The organism is Comamonas sp. CAH-2 (assembly GCF_009668305.1).
GTDB lineage: Bacteria > Pseudomonadota > Gammaproteobacteria > Burkholderiales > Burkholderiaceae_C > Comamonas > Comamonas aquatica.
Window position 1 is genome coordinate 22,664 of the sequence record NZ_VSWF01000002.1, and the last position, 15,276, is coordinate 37,939.

The window sequence follows — 15,276 nt, forward strand, 5'->3', positions numbered from 1 at the left end:
TTTCGTTTGAAAGTATCTGTATGAACGCCCGTGTGGACACCCCCGTGCTGAGCCAGCTCAGCAACCGCCACCTGGATGCGCTGGAAGAGGAAACCATCTTCATCCTGCGCGAAGTGGCCGCCGCCTTCGAACGCCCCGCCCTGCTGTTCTCGGGCGGCAAGGACTCGCTGGTCATGCTGCGCTGCGCCGAGAAGGCCTTTGGCGCGGGCCGCATCCCCTACCCGCTGCTGATGATCGACACCGGCCACAACTTCCCCGAAGTGACCGATTTCCGCGACTTCCGGGCGCAGGAGCTGGGGGCCGAGCTCATCGTGCGCAGCGTGGAAGACTCCATGGCGCGCGGCACGGTGCGCCTGGCCCACCCGGAAGAGCCCCGCAATGCGCACCAGTCGGTCACGCTGCTGGAAGCGATTGAAGAGTTCCGCTTTGATGCGCTGATTGGCGGTGCCCGCCGCGACGAGGAAAAGGCCCGCGCCAAGGAACGCATCTTCAGCCACCGCGACAGCTTTGGCCAATGGCAGCCCAAGGCCCAGCGCCCCGAGCTGTGGACGCTGTTCAACACCCGGATTGCCCCGGGCGAGCACTTCCGCGTGTTCCCCATCAGCAACTGGACCGAGCTGGACGTGTGGCAGTACATCGAGCGTGAGCAGATCGCCCTGCCCAGCCTGTACTACAGCCACCCGCGCCACATCGTCGAGCGCAAAGGCCTGCTGGTGCCCGTGACGGAGCTGACCCCGCCCAAAGACGGCGAAACCGTCGTGGTGCGCGATGTGCGTTTTCGCACCTTGGGGGACATCACCTGCACCTGCCCCGTGGAAAGCACGGCAGCCACGGCGGCCGAGATCGTGATCGAGACCCTGGCCGCCGAGGTCAGCGAACGCGGCGCCACGCGCATGGACGACAAGACCAGCGAGGCCTCCATGGAAAAGCGCAAGAAAGACGGTTACTTTTAATGCATCCCCCTGAGGCGCTCACGCGCCTTCCCCCTTCTCTTGCAGGCTTCGCCTTCGGGAAGGGGGATGACACCAGCGCGGCGGGGCGGCCCTTGCGCGGTGTCTCTGGATTGGGCCATGCCAGTGCAAGGGCCATGCCCTTGCTCAGAGAAAGAATGCAATGACAGAAACTCTTAATTCCGTAGCTACCAGCGCAAGCACAGCAAGCGCTAACGGCCAATTTGACTCTGATTCCGACCACGTCTCCGCCCTGCGCTTCATCACCTGCGGCTCGGTGGACGATGGCAAGTCGACCCTGATCGGCCGCCTGCTGGTGGACACCCGCGCCGTGCTGCAGGACCAACTGGCCGGCGTGACCAAGAGCGGTGAGACCGACCTGGCCTTGCTGACCGACGGCCTGTCGGCCGAGCGCGAGCAAGGCATCACCATCGACGTGGCCTACCGCTACTTCAACACCGACGCGCGCAAGTTCATCATCGGCGACGCGCCCGGCCATGAGCAGTACACGCGCAACATGGTCACGGCCGTCAGCAGCGCCGACGCCGCCGTGGTGCTGGTGGACGCCACCAAGCTGGACTGGCAGAACCCCGGCTTGCAACTGCTGCCGCAGACGCGCCGCCACAGCCTGCTGGCCCACCTGCTGCGCGTGCACTCGCTGGTGTTTGCCGTCAACAAGCTGGACGCCGTGGCAGACCCAGCCCTGGCCTTCACCCACATCCGCGGCGCCCTGGCGCGCTTCGCCCAGGACGCCGGCATTGCCGTGGCGGCCACCGTGCCCGTGTCGGCCCTCAAGGGCTACAACGTGGTCAACGCCCACCATGGCTGGGCCGGCTATGACGGCCCCAGCCTGCTGCAACTGCTGGAGCAGCTGCCCAACACCCCGGCCGACAGCGATCTGCCCCTGGCCTTCCCCGTGCAGTGGGTGGAGAAGTTCCACGACAGCGCCGTCACCACCCAGGGCCGCCGCGTGTTCTGGGGCCGTGTGGCCGCCGGCAGCGCCCAGGTGGGCGCGCAGGTGCAGATCCTGCCCAGCGGCCAGCTGGCCACCATCGCCCAGGTGATCGACCATGCCCGCGCGCCCCAGGGCGTGGCGGCGGGCCTGTCCGCCGGCATCACGCTGGACCGCGAGGTGGATGTCTCGCGCGGCGACTGGATTGTGGCCGCCCCCGTGCCGGCTGCCGTGGCCGACGATGATTTCGACACCCCCACCGCCCAGCCCGTCTGGCCCAGCAGCCGCAGCCTGAGCGCCACCGTGGCCTGGATGGACAACGAGCCCCTGGTGCCCGGCCGCGTCTACTGGGCGCTGCACGGCCACCGCTGGGTCAAGGCCAAGGCCCAGCGCGTGGTGCATCGTCTGAACGTCAACACCCTGGCCGAGGAAGACGCCGCCCAGTTGGAGCCCAACGCCATCGGCGTGGTGGAGTTTGCGCTGCAGGAAGCGATTCCCACCGCCGCCTTCCACCGCAGCCGCGCCCTGGGCTCGCTGATCCTGGTGGACACCGCCAGCAACGCCACGGCGGCAGCCGTCCTGGTGCGCTGAGCGCGCCCCCGGATTTGATCCGCCACACGGAAACCGCAGCTTGATACCCCTGAATCCATGCCCACTGCTGGCAGGGTTCAGGAAAAAACCTAGAATCGTGGGTTAATACCGATCCCCTTGCATACTGCATAAGAAGAATCTCTCATGACACACGTCGTCACCGAAAACTGCATCAAGTGCAAATACACCGACTGCGTGGATGTTTGCCCCGTGGACTGCTTCCGCGAAGGACCAAACTTCCTCGTGATTGACCCCGATGAGTGCATCGACTGCGCGGTCTGCATTCCCGAATGCCCGGCCAACGCCATCTTTGCGGAAGAAGATACGCCGGCCGACCAGCTGCACTTCATCAAGCTCAACGCCGAGCTGGCCATGGCCAAGGGCTGGAAAAGCATCACCAAGCGCAAGGCCTCGCTGCCCGACGCCGACGACTGGAACGGCAAGGAAGGTAAGCTGGACCTGCTGGAGCGTTGATCGCCTCCGTCCACGGTGGCCCCGATCGCCCCCCATCAGCCCCAGCCCCTGGGGCTGTTTGCTTTGTAGCTGCCTGATCGCTTTGCACCCACCCGTATGACCTCTGCCCCCACCTGCTCCGCCCCGCTGTCCACCGATGTCGCCGTGATCGGCGCAGGCCCGGTGGGCATGTTCCAGGTGTTCCAGTTGGGCTTGCAGGGGCTGCGCAGCCACCTGATCGACGCCCTGCCCCACCTGGGCGGCCAGTGCGCCGAGCTGTACCCGGACAAGCCCATCTACGACATCCCGGGCATTCCCGTGTGCACGGGGGCCGAGCTGGTGCAGCGCCTGCGCCAGCAGATGGCGCCGTTTGCCCCCACGCTGCACCTGGGCCAGCAGGTCCAGACCCTGGTGCAGGAGGACGACGGCCAGTGGCTGCTGGGCACCTCCACCGGCACCACGCTGCGCGCCAAGGCCGTGGTGATTGCCGCGGGCGTGGGCTCGTTCGTGCCCAAGGCCGTGAAGGTCGACGGCATCGACGCCCTGGTCGGCCACAGCGTGCACTACCACCCGGCCGATCTGGCCCGGCTGCCCCTGCGCGGGCAGCAGGTGCTGGTGCATGGCGGCGATGAACTGGCCGTGCAGGCCGCCATCGACGCCCTGGCCCAGGCGCCGGCCAGCGTCACCCTGATGCACCGCCGCGAGGTCTTCACCGCCCCTGAAGCCTTGCTGGCCCAGCTGCAGGCCCACCAGGCCGCCGGCCGCATCCGCGTGCTGGCCGCCCAACCCCTGGCGCTGCAGGCCGATGGCACGGCGCTGCAGGCCCTCGACGTCAGTCTGCCCGATGGCAGCCCGCACAGCCTGCCGGTGCAGCAGTGGCTGGTGTTCCAGGGCATCTCGCCCAAGCTCGGCCCCGTGGCCGAGTGGGGGCTGGAGCTGGTCAAGAAGCAGTTGCCCGTGGACACGGGCACCTTTGTCACCGAGGCCCCGGGCATCTACGCCGTGGGTGACATCAACCACTACCCGGGCAAGCGCAAGCTGATTGTCTGCGGCTTTCACGAAGCCACGCTGGCGGCTTTCTCGATCGCGGAATACCTGACCGACAAGCCCGTGCTGCTGCAATACACCACCTCCAGCAGCCATCTGCAAAGCCTGCTCGGGGTGGCCCCCAGCGCCGCCTGAGCGGCTCCCTACCCGCTAAACCCCGGTCGTGCCACGTCCGGCGGGCCGACCCCGCACGGCAGTCCCCTTTGCCCCTGGGGCACCCGCTGGCACCACGGCGCCCCGATATGATTTGCGGACTTTCCCCGCCTTTTCCAATCATATTTATTCAAAAGGCGGCCGCTTCATTTTTATCCAGCGACCCAATCCCTGATTGGGTTTTTTTATGCATTCATTGGCAATTCAATCCGCATCGGCACGCCCCCCTGCGGGCCGTTCGATGTCCCACACCAATATCCAGCAGGCCCTGCAGGACATCGGCCGGCAGGCCGATGTCTTGATGCTGCTGTTGATTATGGGCTGCAGCATTCTGGCTGTGCCGATTGCCTGGCATTACTCCAGCCTGGATGGGGTGCTGATTTTCAGCCCGCTGCTCAGCGCCCTGGCCGCCGTGCTGTGCTTCAGCCTGCGCGGGACGGTCATCACGCGCTACGCCCTGCCGCTGCTGCTGTGCGCCACGGTCGCGCTGCACATCCAGGTTTCGCTGGGCACGATCGAATTTCACTTCGGGGTATTTGTCACATTGGCCCTGGTCATGGTGTACCGCGAATGGCGCGTGGTATTGGCCTGTGCAGCATTTTTTGCCGTGCACCATATATTATTCGACCGTTTGCAGGCCTGGGGTTACGGCATTTACTGCACCACCGAAGCAGATTTTCAGAAAATCGTTTTGCATGCCACGTTCGTGGTGGCGCAAACGGCCGTGGAGATATTCATTCTCCAGAAAATGGTGGCGTCTTACCGCCAGGGGATTGAATTGCAGGGTCTGGTCAATGCCCTGGACGATGGCGGCCAATTCAATCTGGATATTTCCGGAGAATCGGTGCAGACGCCCCTGGCGCGCGAGCTGCAGGCGCTGATGCTGAACCTGCATGACACGGTCCGCACCGTGACACACAGCGTGCGCCAGATGCAGACCGCCAGCCACGAGATCCAGACCGGCAGCAACGACCTGTCGGCCCGCACCGAGATGGCCTGCAACGCGCTGGAGGAAACCGCCAGTGCCGCCTCGCGCGTGCTGGCGGCCGGCGAACATGCCCGGGCACTGGCCGCGGACACCGACGCCATGACGCGCAACGCCACCGAGGCCGCGCACCAGGGGCAGGCCGTGGTGGCCGCCCTGGCCCAGAGCATGGCCACCATCCGCCAGCAGTCGCAGGAGATTGCCGAGATCGTGGCCGTGGTCGATGGCCTGGCGTTCCAGACCAATCTGCTGGCCTTGAACGCGGCCGTGGAAGCCGCCCGCGCGGGCGAGCAAGGCCGTGGTTTTGCCGTGGTGGCCGAGGAGGTGCGCCGCCTGGCCCTGCGCAGCGCCGATGCGGCCCAGCAGATCCGCGGGCTGATCCAGTCCTCCGGGCAAGCGATCGCCCTGGGTTCCAGCCAGAGCCAGGACGCGCTGGCCGCCATGCAACAGCTGCAACATGCCTCGGGCAATGTGACGGGCAGCATGCGCGAGATCATGGACTCCACGCAAGAACAGGCCAGTGCCATGGCCGACATCACCCAGGCCATCCACCAGCTCGAGCACAGCATGTCGCAGAACTCGGCCCTGGCCGAAGAGTCGCATGCCGCCGCCAGCAGCCTGCAGGAGCAGACGGTGCAGATGCGCCGCAGTGTGCAGGCCTTCAAAATCTGAAGCGCACACCGCGCATAGAACAAAGGGCTTCAGGTCAAAAACACCTGAAGCTCTTTGTCTTTGAGCGCAGGTCGCTCATTTTTTGATGAACACCTGCCGCGTTTACAAGGTTTTGCGCATGGTGATGTGGTCGATGCCCGCCTCCTGGTAGACCTCGCCCTCGGGCACAAAGCCGGCGCGGGTGTAGAAGTTGCGGGCGTGGACCTGGGCGTGCAGCACGGCCTCGCGGTCCCCGCGTTGCTGTGCGGCCTCCACCAGCGCGTCCAGCACCCGGCGCCCCACGCTGGAGCCGCGCAGCTCGCGCGCCACGGCCATGCGACCGATGCGACCCACGCCAGGCGCATCGCTGACCAGCCGCCCCGTCCCCACGGCATGGCCCAGGCGGTTGAGGGCCACGACGTGGCGGCAGACCGGATCGAACTCGTCCATCTCGATCTCGGGCGGCACACCCTGCTCCTTGACGAAGACTTCCATGCGCAGGCGCTCGGCCAGGCGGCCCAGGTCGTTCCAGTTGCCGGAGCGCAGCTGCACCATGTCCTCGCCAGCCTCGAAGGCGGTCAGCATGTCACGCAGCGCCTGCGGCACGGGCTGGGGTTGCTGCTGTGCGTCGGCAAACACATAGACCAACTCCACCGTGTTGAGCAGTTGCTGGCCGCGGAAAATGCCCGCCTCGAACTGCAGCGAGGTGTTGCCCTGGCGCACGCAGCGAATGCCCACGTCCAGCACATCGCCCATCTGGGCCGAGGCGTGGTAGGTCACCGTGGCCTTCTTGACAAACAGCTCGCCGCCCAGCGTGGCCCAGCTTTGCGCATACGGCATGGCCATCTGGCGCCAGTAGTCGGTGACCGCCACGTCGGCGTACATCAGGTAGTGGGCGTTGAAGACGATCTTCTGGGCATCCACTTCGGACCAGCGCACCGTCAGGCGGTGGCGGCAACGGAAATCTTGGGGTCGCATGGTGGGCTCTTTCATGTCGCGGGCATCAGTCGGCGGGCGTGGTGCCCAGCGCCGCGCGCAAGGCGGTGGCCATGGCGGCATGCGCCTGGCGCGCCTCGGGAATGGCGCGGCCCATCTTGATGAACTCGTGGGTCACGCCCTTGTAAATCTCCAGCTCGACCGGCACGCCGGCCATGCGCAGCAGGTCGGCGTACTGCACGCCCTCATCGACCAGCGGGTCCAGCTCGGCCAGACAGAAGAAGGCCGGCGCCACGCCCTCGACGTCAGGGGCCAGCAGGGGCGCAAAACGCCAGTCCTCGCGGTCGGCCGCGCTGCGCACGTAGTGGTTGAAGAACCACTGGATGCCATCGCGCTCCAGCACCAGGCCGTGGGCATAGCGCAGGTGCGAATCCGTGTCCTGGTGGGCGCAGGTACCGGGGTAGATCAACAGTTGCAACTGCAGCACCAGGCCGGCATCGCGCGCCAGCAGTGCGCAGGCCGCAGCCAGGGTTCCGCCGGCGCTGTCACCACCCACGGCCATGCAACCGGTGTCCAGCCCCAGTCCCGCACCGTGCAGGGCCAGCCACTGCAGGGCATCCCAGGCGTCGTGAATGGCGGTGGGGAAGCGGTGCTCTGGCGCCAGGCGGTAGTCCAGCGACACCACGGCGCAGCCCGACAGCCGGGCCAGCTGGCGGCACAGGATGTCGTGCGTCTGGACGCTGCCGATGGTGAAGCCGCCGCCGTGCAGGTACAGCAGCACCGGCAGGGCCTGGCCCTGCGTGGGTGCATACAGCCGGGCCGGCAGCGCGCTGCCATCGCGCGCGGGAATGCGCAGGTCTTGCACGCGGGCCAGCTCGGGCTTGTTGATCTCCAGCACGCCGGCGCCCGCCTCGTAGGCGGCGCGGGCCTGCTCGGGGCTGAGCGTATGCAGATGGGGGCGGTTGGCACGCACCATGCGGCGCAAGACATCGCGCATGGCTGGCGTCAGGGGATGGGGCAGTTCGTGGTCGGGACTCACAACACGCAAACAACAGTCACAAAGCCGCACATCATGCAGCAATCCCGGGCAGTGCGCAGCCAAACTGGCGGACTTTGTCCCCGGGGTGACCGTGGCCCAGCCCGGCTCAGGGTTCCCAAGGTGGCGCGATGGGCGCAGGCTGACTAGATTGCCAGTCCAGCGTGTGCACATGGCTTCACAGGGAAATTCGCATGGCCTTCATCAATTACGTGACCCAGATCCAGTTCGACTTCGGCGCCGTGCGCCTGCTGCCGCAGGAATGCCAGCGCGTGGGCATCACCCGGCCGCTGATCGTGACGGACGCGGGCGTCAAAGCGGCCGGCGTGCTGCAGCACGCGCTGGACGCCCTGGACGCGCTGCCCGTGACGGTCTTTGATGCTACCCCGAGCAACCCCACCGAGGCCGCCGTGCACGCCGCCGCCGACCTGTACCGCCAGCACCGCTGCGACGGGCTGATCGCCGTCGGCGGGGGCAGCGCCATCGACTGCGCCAAGGGCGTGGCGATTGCGGCCACCCACGAGGGGCCACTGACCACCTACGCCACCATCGAAGGCGGCTCTGCCAAGATCACGGCCGCCGTCGCCCCCATCATCGCCGTACCCACCACCAGCGGCACGGGCAGCGAGGTGGCGCGCGGCGCCATCATCATCGTTGACGACCACCGCAAGCTGGGCTTTCACAGCTGGCACCTGGTGCCCAAGGCCGCCATTTGTGACCCCGAGCTGACCTATGGCCTGCCGCCCCTGCTGACGGCCGCCACCGGCATGGATGCCATCGCCCATTGCATGGAAACTTACATGGCGGCGGCCTTCAACCCGCCGGCCGATGGCATTGCCCTGGACGGCCTGGAGCGCGGCTGGGCGCACATCGAACGCGCCACGCGCAACGGCCAGGATGCCGAGGCGCGCCGCCAGCTGATGAGCGCCAGCATGCAGGGCGCCATGGCCTTCCAGAAAGGCCTGGGCTGCGTGCACAGCCTGAGCCACAGCCTGGGCGGCATCGCCCCCCGCCTGCACCACGGCACGCTCAACGCCATGTTCCTGCCAGCGGTGGTGCGCTTCAACGCCGAGGCCGCGTCGGTGGTCAAGGACCACCGGCTGGAGAAGATGGCCCACGCCATGGGCCTGGCCAGCGCCAGCGACATCCCCGAGGCCCTGCGTGACATGAATGCCCGCCTGGGCTTGCCCAGTGGCCTGGGCGCCCTGGGGGTGGAGCAGGACTGGCTGGATGCCGTGATTGCCGGCGCCCTGAAAGACCACTGCCACGCCACCAACCCGCGGCTGGCCAGCGCCCAGGACTACGCCGACATGCTGCACGCCGCCTGGTAAGACCGGCCTCAGGCTGCGGGCGGCGCCCCTGTGGCGCCCTGGGCGCGCGCCTGCACCTGCTGCATCACCTCCCGCGCCATGCCTTGCAGCACCGCCAGGCCGGCGGCATCCATGTTGCGCGGGGCATCGTGCAAGATGCACAGGCTGCCCAGCACCATCCCCGCCGCATCCACCAGCGGCACGCCGGCATAGAACTGGATGCCCGCCCGCCGCAGCCACGGGTTGTCGGCAAACCGCGGGTCGCGCGCCAGGCTGTCCACCACCACGCCCTGCCCCTCCTGCACCACATAGGCACAGATGGAGGCATCGCGCGGCAGCCCCGGCGAGGCCGGCGGCACCCCACCGTGCACCAGCAGCCCGCCAGGGGTGTGCACCCAGTCGGCATCGACCAGCGAGACCTGGGCGTACTTCACATCGAAGGCATGGGCCGCTTTCAGGGCGGCGATCCTGTAGGCCTCGGTGCAACCAGCATCCAGGGCGCCGCTGCGCTGCAGGTGCTGCAGGCGCTGCGCCTCGTGCGGCGGCCTGCGCGCCGGCACACAGCCCTGGGCCGTGGTCGGCACCGGCGACGCCGCCTGCTGGATGCGCAGCACCGCCTCGTGCAGGCTGGTGACCTGGGCCTGCACGCCCAGGCGCTGCAAGTCCTCGCCCTGCAGGCCTTCGGGGGGCACGTTCCACAGCGCCAGCACCACCTGCAGCTGCGGATACCGCCGGCGGATGCGGCGCAGCCACTGGCGCAGCAAAATGTGCGGCTGCCCATGCAGGGTGGACAGCACCAGCCACTGTACCTCCTGCCAATCGCCGATGCCGTCCAGCCCCCGGTCCGGCGCCAGTGCATGGCTGGCACTGGTGGCGGGCAGGCCCTGCAGCTGCAGGCTGTGCGCCAGCATGCGGGCGGCCCAGGCATCGACCGCCCAGCGGGCCCCGACACAGTGCACGCGCCCACACGCCGCCGCGTCTGCCAGCCCTGACGCGCCCGGGTAATCCTCCGCCAGCTCTTCCAGCAGGTCTTCCATGCCGTTGGACAGGCGCATGCGGTGCTCGACCGTGGCCGCCTCGGCATGGTGCTTGCACGCCAGCTGCAAGGCCGGCAGCGCCACCTGGCCGTAAAAACCCTCCACCGCCGCGGCCTTGTCCGCCACCGTTGGTCTGGCGGGCAGGCGCTGGGCGATGTCGCTGCGCGCCAGGGCAATCGCATCGGACACGTCCTCGGCCAGCAGGCGCTGGTACAGGCGGTGCGGGGCGTCCATCACCGGCTGGCTGCCCAGCAGCACCTCCAGGAACTGCAAGCCCGGCAGATAGCGACCCAGCACCAGGCAGCAAGCTGTCAGCGGCGTCGACAGGATCAGGCCGATGGGCCCCCACAGCGCGGTCCAGAAGGTGGCGGCGATGATGATGGCCAGGGTCGACAGGCCGGTGCTGCTGCCGTACAGCCAGGGCTCGACGATGTGGTTGCTGACCAGCTCCAGCAGCAGCACCAGCGCCAGGGTCCACATCAGCATGTCCCAGCCCGGCGCCACGGCAAACGCCAGGGCCAGCGGGAACACCGCGGCCACCAGCGGCCCCACGTAGGGCACAAAGCGCATCACCATGGCCAGCACCCCCCACAGCATGGCCCCGGGCACGCCAATCAGCCACAGGCCCGCCGCCATGGGCACGCCATAGGCCACATTCACAATGCACTGCATGCGCAGGTAGCGGCCGATGCGGTGGGCGGCCTCGTCCATGGCATCGGTCGCCACGTGCGGGTTGCCGCCCATCAGGCGCAGCAGGCGGTCGCGCAGGTCGTCGCGGTCCAGCAGGATCAGGATCACGAACAGCAGCACGATGCCGGCCTGCGTCAGCGGCTCGCTGACCTTGCCCAGCCACTGGGCCACGCGCAGCACGGGCTTGTCCTCATCGCGCACCACCTCGACCTGCTGGACCCGCGATGACCGCTGGCCGGGCTCGGCCGTGGCCGCTGCGATCTCGCGCTCCACCGTGCCATAGGTCTTGACCGCGCCGTCCCAGGCGCTGGGGCCGGCGGTCAGCACGCGCAGGTTGCGAAGCTTTTGCTTGATGGTGGTCTGGTAGGTGGGCAGGTCCGCACTCAGCGCCTGCACCTGCTTGCCCAGGTACAGGCCCAGGCCCGCCAGCGCCCCCAGCGCCAAGGCCACCACCAGCAGTGCGGCCGCCAGGCGCGGCAGCCCCCAGCGGTGCAACCGCGTGACGGCCGGGTCCAACAGGAAGCCCAGCAGCACGGCGAGGGCCAGGGGAATCAGGATCTCCCGCCCAAAGTACAGGCCCACGATCACGATGGCGGCGATCATCAGCCCCACCATCCAGCGCAGGCCGGGCACGATGGCCACCAGGGCATTGCCCTGCGAGGCTCTATACGCTGTAGGGCGCGCACTGGCGGGCCCAGAACCCGGACCCTGGGCCGTCTGGGGTTCGGTCGGGGTGGATGGCGATGGCTGGGGCGACGGGTCGGACATGGGGCATGCCACAGCGGCCGGCCCGCCTGCGCCAGGCGGGCATGCACGGTTGTGGACCAAAAACGAAAACCCGCCCAGCATGGCGGCGCCCGGCACCGCCCCGGTGTCAGGTTTTTCCGCCAGGCCGTGCCTGATTTTTCAGTCTTTTTGGGCTCCAGCCCTTGGTGCAAGCGCGCAGTGCGCTATCAATACATGGACTGGCTCCAGTCCGTTGCCTCCTGCTGCAAGACCACGTCCACGTCGATGCCCAGCGCCAGCGCCACGTCCACGGGGAAGGCGTCGGCCATGCTGCGCTCGCTCCAGCCGCTGACCTTCACGCGGTTGCGCCACACCGCCAGGTGCAGCACCCCGGCCATGGGGTCGAACTGCGCGTCCTGCAGCGGCGCCTCCATCGCCTGCACGGCGGCGACGATTTCTGCGGGCAGGCCCCAGGCGCGCAGCAAGATGGCCGTGGTGTAGTGGGCGCTGTAGCCCCAGTGGCGCACTTCCACGCGCGGGCGGCGCGGGTCCCACAGGCCGGCCTCGGCCGCGAGGGCGGCCACGCGCTCGGGCTGGGTCTGGTGCAGCACCAGCTGGCCCATGCCATGCAGCAGGCCGGCGATGTAGGCCACGCTGCCATCCAGTCGCACCCGACCCGCCAGGCTGCGCGCCAGCTTGGCGCAGTCCTGGCTGACGCGCGCAAACTGCCCCATGTCGATGCCAGCAATCGGCCGCGCCACCATGCCCGCCTGGGCCTTCTTCAGCAGCGCGCGCAACTGGCGCTCGCCCAGCAGGGTCAGGGCCTGGGGGATGCCGCGCACCTGCGCCGCCATGCGGTAGGCGCTGGAGTTGGCGCACTCCATCAGTTGGGCCGCCAGCACCGGATCGCAGCCGAACAGCTGGTTCACACGGCGCATGTGCGGCACCTCGCTGATCAGCTCGCGCATCAACAGCGCCAGGATCCGCGGCTGGCAGGGCAGTGACAATTCTGGAGCGGCTTGCATGGACCTTCAGGCAGTGACAACCGTGTACCGGGCCCGGGCATCGCCGCCCAGGCACCATCCTCTTCAACCGGGGCACGCAGCCCCCCATGCCGAGTATGGGCTGCGCAGATGACGGCCTTGCGCGAATAAGGCAGGCTTTTCCCCGCTGATTGCCCGCTATCTGCGCCGCGATTGTGCGCGGTCGTGCGCACGCCGTCACGGGCCGACGCACAAAAAAGGGCAGCCGCAGCTGCCCCGGGTCGCGCCTTGCGCCGTGTGCGCCTTACTTCTTCAGCGCTTGCAGCTTGGCAAAGGCCGAGGCCATGGCGTTGGGCTGCTCGGCCTGGCCCCCACGCTGCGGCTGGGCATAGCCCCCGCGGCCTTGGCCGCGACCGGCGCTTTCAAAACGGTTGTCGCGCGGGCCATCGCGGCGGGCGGGGACCGCATCCAGCTTCATGGTCAGGCTGATGCGGTTGCGCGCCACGTCCACTTCCAGCACCTTGACCTTGACGATCTGGCCGGTCTTGACCACCTCGCGCGCGTCCTCGACGAACTTGTGGCTCATCTGGCTGACGTGAACCAGGCCGTCCTGGTGCACCCCCAGGTCCACAAACGCGCCGAACTGGGCCACGTTGCTGACCGTGCCTTCGAGGATCATGCCCTCCTTGAGGTCCTTGATGTCTTCCACGCCGTCGTTGAAACGCGCCACCACAAAGTCCGGGCGCGGGTCACGGCCGGGCTTGTCCAGCTCGCCCAGGATGTCCTTGACGGTGATGGCCCCGAACTTCTCGGTCACAAACTGCTCGGCCTTCAGGCCCTTGAGCACGTCGCTGCGGCCCATCAGCTGGTCCACGGGCTTGCCGGTGGCGGCAATGATCTGCTCCACCACCGGATAGGTTTCCGGGTGCACGCCGGTCATGTCCAGCGGATTGTCGCCACCGCGGATGCGCAAGAAGCCGGCGGCCTGCTCAAAAGTCTTGGCGCCCAGGCCGGCCACATCCATCAGTTGCTTGCGGTTTTTGAACGAGCCGTTGGCATCGCGCCAGCGCACCACGGACTTGGCGACCGAGGCGCTCAGGCCCGACACGCGGGTCAGCAGCGGGGCCGAGGCCGTGTTCAGGTCCACGCCCACCGAGTTCACGCAGTCTTCGACCACGGCGTCCAGCTGGCGCGCCATCTCGCTCTGGTTCACGTCGTGCTGGTACTGGCCCACGCCGATGCTCTTGGGGTCGATTTTCACCAGCTCGGCCAGCGGGTCCTGCAGGCGGCGTGCAATGCTCACCGCGCCGCGCAGGCTGACGTCCACGTCGGGCAGCTCCTGCGAAGCGAATTCGCTGGCCGAGTACACGGACGCGCCCGCCTCGCTGACCACCACCTTCTCGATCTTGCGGTCCGCCTTGGCGGCCAGCTTGATCAGGTCGGCCGCCAACTTGTCGGTTTCGCGGCTGGCCGTGCCGTTGCCAATGGCAATCAGGTTCACGCCATGCTTTTCCACCAGCTTGGCCAGGGTGTGCAGCGAACCCTCCCAGTCTTTGCGTGGCTCGTGTGGGTAGACGGTGGCGGTGTCCACCAGCTTGCCGTTGCTGTCCACCACGGCCACCTTCACGCCGGTGCGGATGCCGGGGTCCAGGCCCATCACGGTCTTGGCGCCGGCCGGGGCGGCCAGCAGCAGGTCGCGCAGGTTGTCGCCAAACACCTTGATGGCCACCTTCTCGGCGTCTTCACGCAGGCGACTGAACAGGTCGCGCTCGGTCGACAGGCTGAGTTTGACGCGCCAGGTCCAGGCCACGCACTTGCGGATCAGGTCATCGCTGGCGCGCTTGGCGTGGCTCCAGCCCAGGTGCAGGGCAATCTTGCCTTCGGCCAGGCTGGGCTGGCCGGGTTCGGGCTCCACGGGCTGGACCAGCTTGGCTTCGAGGATTTCCAGGGCACGGCCGCGGAACACGGCCAGCGCGCGGTGCGAAGGCACGCGGCCAATCGGCTCGTCATAGTCGAAATAGTCGCGGAACTTGGCCACCTCGGGGTCGTTCTCGTTCTTGGCCTCAACCTTCTTGGACTTGAGCAGGCCCTCGTCCCACAGCCATTCGCGCAGCTTTTGCACCAGGGCCGGGTCTTCGGCCCAGCGCTCAGACAAGATGTCGCGCACGCCGTCCAGCACGGCGAAGGTGGTGCTGAAATCGGGGCCGGGCTTGCCATCGTCCAGCGTGGTCGCAGGCTGGCAGAAGGCCTTGGCTTCTTCGTGCGGGTCCAGCGTGGGGTCGGCAAACAGCTTGTCGGCCAGCGGTTCGATGCCGAACTCCTTGGCGATCTGGCCCTTGGTGCGGCGCTTTTGCTTGAACGGCAGGTAGATGTCTTCCAGCTCCTGCTTGGTCGGCGCATTGGCAATCGCCAGGCGCAGCGCATCGGTCAGCTTGCCCTGCTCGTCGATGGCCTTGAGCACGGCCACGCGGCGGTCTTCCAGCTCGCGCAGGTAGGACAGGCGGGCCTCCAGTTCACGCAACTGCACATCGTCCAGCCCCCCGGTCACTTCCTTGCGGTAGCGGGCGATGAACGGCACGGTCGCGCCACCATCCAGCAATTCCACGGCAGCACTGACTTGCTGCGCACTGACTTTGATCTCTGCGGCAATTTGCCCAATGATTTTTTGCATGCGTTACGCGCCCCTCGGCGCTGTGTCCCTGAAAGCGGGCAAGTGTGCCATACGTGATTGCCGCCCATCCGCAGATCGGGTGCCGCCTTGCATATCCACACAATT

Annotated in this window: 11 protein-coding genes; 6 read left to right on the plus strand and 5 right to left on the minus strand. The window is 67.7% G+C overall.

All coding sequences use genetic code 11. From position 1 onward, the window contains the following. Positions 1–20 precede the first annotated feature (20 nt). The 5 genes from cysD (at position 21) to FYM52_RS02220 (ending at position 5,803) form a co-directional block, all read left to right on the plus strand. Complete coding sequence (gene cysD, locus FYM52_RS02200; protein WP_042416599.1) at positions 21–953, plus strand: sulfate adenylyltransferase subunit CysD; 933 nt, start codon at positions 21–23, stop codon at positions 951–953. 160 nt (positions 954–1,113) lie between these two features. Next, positions 1,114–2,493 (plus strand): sulfate adenylyltransferase subunit 1, encoded by a 1,380-nt coding sequence (locus tag FYM52_RS02205; RefSeq protein ID WP_154162930.1) that lies wholly within the window; start codon positions 1,114–1,116, stop codon positions 2,491–2,493. A gap of 144 nt (positions 2,494–2,637) precedes the next feature. Further along, on the plus strand, positions 2,638–2,967 hold the full coding sequence (fdxA, locus tag FYM52_RS02210) for a ferredoxin FdxA (protein WP_043386884.1): 330 nt from the start codon (positions 2,638–2,640) through the stop codon (positions 2,965–2,967). 96 nt (positions 2,968–3,063) lie between these two features. Continuing rightward, entirely contained in the window at positions 3,064–4,128 is a 1,065-nt protein-coding gene (locus FYM52_RS02215; RefSeq protein ID WP_154162931.1) for an NAD(P)/FAD-dependent oxidoreductase, read from the plus strand. A gap of 259 nt (positions 4,129–4,387) precedes the next feature. Continuing rightward, positions 4,388–5,803, plus strand: a complete 1,416-nt coding sequence (locus tag FYM52_RS02220; RefSeq protein WP_162524623.1) for a methyl-accepting chemotaxis protein — start codon at positions 4,388–4,390, stop codon at positions 5,801–5,803. Positions 5,804–5,905: 102 nt separating this feature from the next. On the opposite strand, the gene FYM52_RS02225 is transcribed toward FYM52_RS02220, so the two are convergent. Further along, entirely contained in the window at positions 5,906–6,760 is an 855-nt protein-coding gene (locus FYM52_RS02225; RefSeq protein WP_154162933.1) for a YbgC/FadM family acyl-CoA thioesterase, read from the minus strand. A 25-nt stretch (positions 6,761–6,785) separates the two neighbouring features. Continuing rightward, on the minus strand, positions 6,786–7,715 hold the full coding sequence (locus FYM52_RS02230; RefSeq protein WP_154163069.1) for an alpha/beta hydrolase: 930 nt from the start codon (positions 7,713–7,715) through the stop codon (positions 6,786–6,788). Between the two features lie 233 nt (positions 7,716–7,948). Between FYM52_RS02230 and FYM52_RS02235 the strand changes: the two genes are divergently transcribed. Continuing rightward, positions 7,949–9,085 (plus strand): iron-containing alcohol dehydrogenase, encoded by a 1,137-nt coding sequence (locus tag FYM52_RS02235; protein WP_154162934.1) that lies wholly within the window; start codon positions 7,949–7,951, stop codon positions 9,083–9,085. Between the two features lie 8 nt (positions 9,086–9,093). On the opposite strand, the gene FYM52_RS02240 is transcribed toward FYM52_RS02235, so the two are convergent. From FYM52_RS02240 to FYM52_RS02250, 3 genes are all read right to left on the minus strand, one after another. Then, a complete protein-coding gene (locus tag FYM52_RS02240; RefSeq protein ID WP_154162935.1) occupies positions 9,094–11,559 on the minus strand; it encodes an AI-2E family transporter in 2,466 nt (821 codons plus the stop codon). A 185-nt stretch (positions 11,560–11,744) separates the two neighbouring features. Next, positions 11,745–12,542, minus strand: a complete 798-nt coding sequence (locus FYM52_RS02245) for an HDOD domain-containing protein (protein WP_154162936.1) — start codon at positions 12,540–12,542, stop codon at positions 11,745–11,747. A 262-nt stretch (positions 12,543–12,804) separates the two neighbouring features. Further along, positions 12,805–15,171, minus strand: coding sequence for a Tex family protein (locus tag FYM52_RS02250; RefSeq protein ID WP_154162937.1), 2,367 nt, complete (start codon positions 15,169–15,171; stop codon positions 12,805–12,807). Between the last annotated feature and the right edge of the window lie 105 nt (positions 15,172–15,276).